Source organism: Meiothermus sp. QL-1 (assembly GCF_003351145.1).
Classification (GTDB): Bacteria; Deinococcota; Deinococci; order Deinococcales; family Thermaceae; genus Meiothermus.
The window spans coordinates 23,707-29,836 of the sequence record NZ_QQSV01000014.1 but is presented as its reverse complement, the minus strand read 5'-3'; the positions used below and the strand labels follow the sequence as shown (position 1 = coordinate 29,836).

Below are 6,130 nucleotides of genomic sequence, written 5' to 3'. Positions count from 1 at the left end.
GCGTTGATGGGGCTGGAAGCTAAGCTTTCCAGAGCGCGGCGGATGGGACGTGGTATCCTATTCATTGGGCTCCCTACGTAACTGGAAGCCCATTCTGATGCGTGTAAAGTACACCGCGTAATTCCAGTTCCGCATCCGCGGGGGCCAGGGACCGGGCTTTCTCCAGGGTGCAGGCGTGCGCCTCGGGCCCAGGGTACCACCTCGAGGCGCGCGTCCTTCAGGCGGTGCAGGGTCGGCCAGCGCGGGGTTCCTGTCCTCCGGGATGGCAGGCCAGAGCGCGCTTCGCTCAAGGGCGAGTCCCGGACTGGAGGGGGACTTCACCCCCCTTCCTGGAGACCCGGACGCGCTCCGGTGCGGCGTAGATGTTGAAAGCTTCGCGCAGGAAGCCGATCAGGGTGAGGTTGAACCGCCGGGCCAGCTCAACCGCCAGGCTGCTGGGGGCCGAGATGGCTGCCAGGATGGGGACGCCCGCGGCCAGGGCTTTCTGCGCCAGCTCGTAGCTGGCCCGCCCGCTGACCAGCACCAGGGCCTCCTTCAAGGGCAGGCGCCCTTCCAGCAGGGCGAAGCCCAGCAGCTTGTCCATGGCGTTGTGGCGGCCCACGTCCTCCCGCAGGGCCAGCAGGTTGCCCTCCGCATCAAAAAGGGCCGCGGCATGCAGGCCCCCGGTGGCCTCGAAGAGGGCCTGGCGCGCGCGCAGCCTTTGCGGCAGCCCCGCGATGAGCTCGGCCGGCACCACAAAACCGTCCTCTAGCGGGTGGTGGCGCAGCCGGAGGGCCTCGAGCCCCGCGCGGCCGCAGACCCCACAGGCCGAGGTGGTGTAGAAGTGGCGCTCCAGGTGCTCCAGCGGTGGCAGCCGGGTTGAGTAGAGCAGCACGTTTACCACGTTGTACCGCTGGGCCTCCCCCACCTCGGTGCAGTAGCTGATGCGGTAGATCTCCTCCCTGCTCCGCACCAGGCCCTCGGCCAGGAGGAAGCCTGCCGCCAGCTCGAAGTCGTGGCCCGGGGTGCGCAGGGTGACGGCCAGCCTGCGCACCTCGCCCCATCCCCGGTCGGCCCAAAGCCGTATCTCCAGGGGCTCCTCGGTGGCCACCTGGTCGGAGCGGGGGAAGGCCCGCCCCGCCTCAACCCGCAGCAGCCTGGTGGGGGTCTTGGCCTTGGGGCGGCTTTTTGTGGACGTAGACATAGCCCTCCTTGTAGGCCGGGACCTTGGCCTTGGGGGAGCGCTTCTGGGGGTCTAGAAGCGCGTTGCCCTCGGGCCAGTGCACCTGCAGGCTGCCGGGGCGCACGGGGGCCACGAAGACCTGTCCGGCAAAGGTCCCATGCTCGTTTTGCAGCCAGATTTGCTGGCCGGGCGCCAGCCCCAGCCTGAAGCAGTCCTCAGGGCTCATCAGCACCGCGTCGCGTGGGGCCCCATTGATGGGGTCGGTGGCCTCGTGCACCATGCTGTTGAACTGCTTGCCCCGCCGCGTCACCAGCCGGAAGGCCCCTTCGGGAAGAGGGGGTGGGTCCACCGCGACGGGTCGGAAGCGGGCCCGGCCGTCCGGGGTGGGGCAGACCCCTTTCGGGCAGAGGTGGGCGCCCCCGTACTGGAAGGCCTCTCCGGCGGCTTTGAGGTGCTGGATGCCGTCGTAGAAAGGCACGACGCGGGCGATTTCTTCCCGCACCGCCTGGGTGTTCTCGAAGGCCAGGCGCTGGCCCAGGCCCATGCGCTCCAGAAGCTCCCGGAAGACCCTGCCCTCCCAGCGGGCCCCGGCGATGCGGGGCCCGGGGATTTCCGGGCTGAATATCACCCGGCGCTCGGTGCTGGTCTCGGTGCAGCCCCCCGGAATCTCGTAGCGGGTGGTAGCGGGCAGCAGGAAGACCTCCTCAGCGGGTTCCAGGAGCATCTGGGGGGTGAGGACGATGTCCTGGTGCACCCGCAGGGGCACCCGGGCCAGGGCCGCCTCGGCCTGGGCGGGGCTGGGCAGGGTTTCCAGGAAGTTGCCGCCGATGCTCCACAAGACCTCCAGCCCGGCCTCGAGCATCTCCGCGGCGGTAAGCCCCGGGGTGGACGGCACCGGGAAGCCCCAGGCCTCGCTCAGGGCCGCCGCGCTCTCGGGGGTGATGGGCACCCCTCCCGGGAAGACCGTGGCGTAGGCCCCCATCTCGGCCCCGCCCTGCACCCCGGAGTGGCCCCGGATGGGCATCAGGCCGGCGCCCTCACGCCCCAGGTAGCCCCGGGCCAGGGCCAGGTTGATGATGGCCTGCACCGCTTCCTCGCCCAGGGCGTGCTGGGTGATGCCCATGCTCCAGACCAGCACCGCCCGGGGGGCTCTCGCCAGCAGGAGGGCGAACTCGAGCATCTCCCGCCGGCTGAGCCCGCTGGCCTCCTCAAGCCGCCCCCACTCGCTGGACAGGGCCTGTGCTCGGACCGCCTCAAAGCCGGTGGTGTGCTCCTGGATGAAGGCCTCGTCGAGCCAGCCCTGCTCGATGAGGTGCCGCATAACCCCCACCAAGAAGGCGGCGTCGCCGCCCGGGGCCACCAGGAAGAAGCGGTCGGTAATCTTGGTGCCGAACAGGGCGCTTTCCAGGCTGGAGGGCACCCAGTAGCGCGCCATGGCCGGCTCCTGGTAGGGGTTCACGCAGACCACCTGGGTGCCGGCCTTCTTGGCGTAGTAGAGGTACTTCATCATCACCGGCTGGTTGACCGCCGGGTTGGCGCCGAAGAACACCACCAGGTCGGTCCCAATCAGGTCGCGGTAGCTGCAGGTGGTGGCCGCCACCCCCAGCGAGGCCTTGAGGGCCACGGTGCTCGGGCTGTGGCAGAGGCGGGCGGCGTTGTCGATGTTGTTGCTCCCCAGGGCCCGCACCGCCTTCTGCACCACGTAGTAGGTCTCGTTGGGGAGGCCCCGGCTGGTCAGGTAGAAGCCCATCCGGTCAGGGGAGGTTCGCATAAGCCGCCAGGCGATGCGGTCCAGGGCCTCGTCCCAGCTAATCCGGGTGAAACCGGCCTCACCCCTGCGGCGGTAAAGCGGGTAGGGGAGACGGCCTAGGGCGCGCAGCTCCGCCGAGCTCTTCCTTTTCAGCGCAGCCACATCGGCGAGAAGGCCGGCATCCATGGGCCCCATGGTGTTGAGCCGCAGCAGCCTGAGCCGCACGTTGCAGAGGTGAATCCCTCCAATGGTCCAGTCCCGCAGGCCCGCGGTGCCCAGGGCGCAGCCGTCGCAGACCCCCTCGCGCAGGATGCGCCAGGCGTAGCCCAGGTTGTCGCGGTTTTCGAGGAGGGCCCGGAAGACCTCGGCGAAGTTGTTGGGCCTCCTCAGGCCCACCCCAAAGGGCCGCAGGCTGGCCCAGGTCTCAGGGGCAAAGCCCTTGCGCACCGGTTTGAGCGCCACGGGTCCATTATAGGGCCTCAAAGGGGTGCCAGGCCCTCCAGTCGTAGAACTCGAGGCCCAAAAGCCGCTTCTTGTAGTCGTAGAAGGAAGGGGCCTGGTAGGCGTAGCCCGGGTAGTAGAAGCGCTTGCCCCACTCCAGGGCCTGTTCTATGGAAAGCAGCAGCATGAGGATGCCCAGGCTGCGCCGGGCCAGGGCCGGTTCGAAGCACTGGTAGACGCTGGAGGCGGCCTCCTCCCCCTCATCCAGGTAGCTGATGCCCACCAGCCTTGGCCCCTGGTAGAGGGCCAGGCTGTGGCAGCGGCAGGGGATCCGGTCAGGGGTGGGGGAGATGAACTGGTAGAGGCTTCGGGGCACGTTCTGCTTGAAGCGGAGTTTGTGCCGGTGGAAGAGGGCCTCCACCTCGGGGTTGGCGAAGGCGGGCCCGATTCTTACCTCGAGGTCGCGGTTCCGCTTGAGCACCCGCTGCTGGCTTTTGCGCAGGGCAAACCGCGCAAGCCGCACCCGCAGGGGGATGACCCGCTGCTCGCCCAGGCGGCTGTAGCGGAAGAAGTGCGTCCCGAAATGTCGCCAGCCCCCAGCCCAAAGCAGGTCCATCGCCTGGGGAGGGGCCTGTGCGGCCACGAAGTGCTCGTCTATCTCCGGCCACTCCATCAAGGGGCCTGGCGCACCGTGAAGGGCTGGCTCTGTCCCAGGGCCAGGTTGAACTGGGCCGGCACCAGCGGGGGGTCGGTGCTGATGTTGCTGCTGGCGGCGTAGACCTCGACCTGGTAGGTGTCGGCGGGGTTCAGCCCCAGGTTGTCGAAGGTGAAGCCCAGGCCGGTCACCCGGCTGCGGGCCACCACGGTCTGGGTGCTCCGGTTCACCAAGCGGACCAGGTAGCTGCTGGCCCCGCTCACGCCTCCCCAGGAGACCGCCACGGTCTTGGTGGTGGGGTCAGGGCCCAGGGTCACGGCGGGGGGAGAGAGTACCCTGCTAGCGTCGATGTCCAGGGCGACCTGCAGGGTCTCCCCGTCGATGGTGGTGGAGATGGTGTAGGTGCCGCTCACAAGGGGTCGGTTTTCGCCCCAGCCCAGCTGCCACCAGGTTCCCGAGGGGGTGCGGGACTCGGCGCTTTGCAGGGTGAGGCTCTCGCTGTAGCCCCCGGGCCCGCTGATGTTCACGGTGAGGCTGTTCGGCTGCTGCTGGGGCCGCAGGACCAGGATGTAGCTCCGGCCCACACCCCCGGCGCCCGAATAGGTGCCGATGGCGGCTTGCAGCTTGGGTTGCGGGGCGCTCGAGCACCCCGCCAGCAGGCCAAGGACGACGGCGGTAAGCAGATGTCGCTTCACGGCTCACCTCGCGCAAAGCCTAAACCGCGAAGATGAGAGCTGCGCTAATCCAGGAAATCGCGCAGCTTGCGGGTGCGGGACTCGTGGTACTTGAGCTTGCGCAGGGCCTTGTTCTCGATCTGGCGGATGCGCTCGCGGGTCACGCCGAAGTAGGCCCCCACCTCCTCCAGGGTGTGCTCGCGCCCGTCGATGAGCCCCTTGCGGAGCTTGAGGACCATGGCCTCGCGCTCGGAGAGCTTGCCCAGGGCCTTCTCCAGCTCCTCCGAGAGCATGCTCTGGGCGGCCGAGTCCACCGGCGAGGCCAGGTGCTCGTCCGGGATAAAGTCGCCGTAGAAGGAGTCCTTTTCGTCGCCGATGGGGGTCTCCAGGCTCACCGGCTCCTGGGCGATTTTGAAGGTCTCCTCCACCTTCTTGGCGTCCCAGCCCGGCCCCATGGCCTCGGCGATCTCCTCGTAGGTGGGCTCGCGCCCCAGCTCCTGCTGCATCTGGCGGGTGGTGCGGGTGAGCTTGTTGATGGTCTCCACCATGTGCACCGGGATGCGGATGGTGCGGGCCTGGTCGGCGATGGCCCGGTTGATGGCCTGGCGGATCCACCAGGTGGCGTAGGTGGAGAACTTGTAGCGCCGCTTGTACTCGAACTTCTCCACCGCGCGGATGAGGCCCTGGTTGCCCTCCTGGATCAGGTCGAGGAAGCTGAGGCCCCGCCCGGTGTACTTCTTGGCGATGGAGACCACCAGCCGCAGGTTGGCCTCGATCAGGTGCTGGCGGCAGATCTCGCCGTCCCGGGCGATGTGCAGGTAGCGCTTGACCTCGCGCGGCAGGGCCCGCAGCCGGGCATCCACCGCCTGGATGGTCTCGGGGTCCAGGCGCAGCTCGGTGCCGGGGATGTGGGTGATGCGGCTGCTGCCCTGCACCTGGCTGCGCAGGACGTGGCGGATGAGCTCGGCGTCCAGGCCGGTCTCCTCGGCCAGGCGCTGGGCCGCCGCCACCCCCTCTTCCACCCGCCGGGCCAGGTCGATCTCCTCCTCCAGGGTCAGGAGGGGCACCTGGCCGATCTCGTGCAGGTACTGGCGCACGGGGTCGGAGGTGGAGATGCGGGGCAGGGGGAGGTCGTCCTCGAGCTCCTCCTCCAGCTCCTCCACCGGCAGGTTGCCCAGCTCATCGAAGTCGGCCTCGAGCAGGTCCAGGTCCTCCAGGTCCCCTTCCAGTATCTCGTCCCCCAGCTCCTCGTCCAAGGCAGGCACCGGCTTGCCCTCCTCGGCCGCCGGGTCTTCCAGCTCGAGCTCCAGCTCAGCCTCCGGGGCCAGCGCTTCCTCCAAAGGCGCCTCCTCGCCGGGCCCGGCTTTCACGCCGCTCCCTGGGGGGTTTTCGGACGCGAGAGCCTCGGGCTTCCTCGCCTTTTTACCTCCTTTGGCTTTCGTCGCGGA

Annotated in this window: 5 protein-coding genes; all 5 read right to left on the bottom strand. The window is 68.8% G+C overall.

Features of this window, described 5'->3' with window-relative positions; translation table 11 throughout:
• Window positions 1-286: 286 nt before the first annotated feature.
• The 5 genes from fdhD to rpoD are packed head-to-tail and all read right to left on the bottom strand — an operon-like array spanning window position 287 to window position 6,052.
• A complete protein-coding gene (fdhD, locus tag DV704_RS11700; protein ID WP_114799762.1) occupies window positions 287-1,183 on the bottom strand; it encodes a formate dehydrogenase accessory sulfurtransferase FdhD in 897 nt (298 codons plus the stop codon).
• Window positions 1,122-3,374 carry an FdhF/YdeP family oxidoreductase gene (locus DV704_RS11695; RefSeq protein ID WP_114799761.1) on the bottom strand — a complete coding sequence of 751 codons (2,253 nt, stop codon included), beginning with the start codon at window positions 3,372-3,374 and terminating at the stop codon, window positions 1,122-1,124. The genes fdhD and DV704_RS11695 overlap by 62 nt, the downstream gene beginning before the upstream one ends.
• Before the next feature lie 7 nt (window positions 3,375-3,381).
• A complete protein-coding gene (locus tag DV704_RS11690; RefSeq protein WP_114799760.1) occupies window positions 3,382-4,026 on the bottom strand; it encodes a GNAT family N-acetyltransferase in 645 nt (214 codons plus the stop codon).
• The gene (locus DV704_RS11685; protein WP_233498351.1) at window positions 4,026-4,703 is read right to left on the bottom strand and encodes a hypothetical protein; all 678 of its coding nucleotides are present in this window, start codon (window positions 4,701-4,703) and stop codon (window positions 4,026-4,028) included. Before DV704_RS11685 ends, DV704_RS11690 begins: the two co-directional genes overlap by 1 nt.
• A gap of 44 nt (window positions 4,704-4,747) precedes the next feature.
• The gene (gene rpoD, locus DV704_RS11680; protein ID WP_114799759.1) at window positions 4,748-6,052 is read right to left on the bottom strand and encodes an RNA polymerase sigma factor RpoD; all 1,305 of its coding nucleotides are present in this window, start codon (window positions 6,050-6,052) and stop codon (window positions 4,748-4,750) included.
• Window positions 6,053-6,130: the final 78 nt, after the last annotated feature.

What these genes read in the sequence shown, in the direction of transcription:
- fdhD (WP_114799762.1), bottom strand. Translation starts at nt 1,183, where the DNA reads ATGTCTACGTCCACAAAAAGCCGCCCCAAGGCCAAGACCCCCACCAGG.
- DV704_RS11690 (WP_114799760.1), bottom strand. Translation starts at nt 4,026, where the DNA reads ATGGAGTGGCCGGAGATAGACGAGCACTTCGTGGCCGCACAGGCCCCT.